The sequence below is a fragment of the Vibrio sp. 03_296 genome, assembly GCF_002265885.1.
On sequence record NZ_NPKW01000386.1, the window covers coordinates 1 to 657 of the forward strand.

The 657-nt window shown below is 44.6% G+C and carries 1 protein-coding gene and 1 pseudogene; both read right to left on the bottom strand.

The genetic code is table 11. The features are described from left to right. Positions 1-294, bottom strand: a pseudogene (gene obgE / locus CIK04_RS24845) (GTPase ObgE); the annotation flags it as partial. 156 nt (positions 295-450) lie between these two features. Further along, positions 451-657, bottom strand: a 207-nt coding sequence (rpmA, locus tag CIK04_RS24850; RefSeq protein WP_128824691.1) for a 50S ribosomal protein L27, incomplete at its 5' end; no start/stop codon positions are given.

The following is a 657-nucleotide window of genomic DNA, read 5'->3' on the forward strand; positions in this document are numbered from 1 at the left end:
TGCACGTGTACCAACTGGCACGCGTAAAGTAATGTCTTTACCACGTTTACCGGTAACAATTACCAACCACTACCATTTTGGCCACGCTCCGCATTCATAGAAGCGTTGAAAACGGTAGTACAATCAGCGTATTTAAGTTTTCGTCAGCTTGGATGTATACATCACCACCGTCACCACCGTCGCCGCCATCTGGGCCACCTTTGGTCACGAATTTTTCACGCCAGAAACTTACAACACCGTTTCCGCCGTACGCCAGCTTTGAACTTTAATTACCGCTTCATCAACGAATTTCATTTCTTACTCCGGCTACTTTCGCCCGTAAATCAATATCACTACATTTTAGCAGATGACAGATTGAAGACACCATGAGAGGGTGTTTTGAATATGTCGACTGCAATAAAAAACCCACCCACTACGTCGAGGGTTTTTCGATTCAGCTAGAAACCTAAATTACTCAGCTTCGATGCTTACGAATTTACGGTTTTTAGGACCTTTCACTTCGAACTTAACTTTACCGTCAGTTAGAGCGAATAGAGTGTGGTCTTTACCTAGGCCAACGTTGTTACCAGCGTGGAACTGAGTACCGCGTTGACGAACGATGATGTTACCTGCAAGAACAGATTCACCACCAAAACGTTTTACACCCAGACGTTTGCT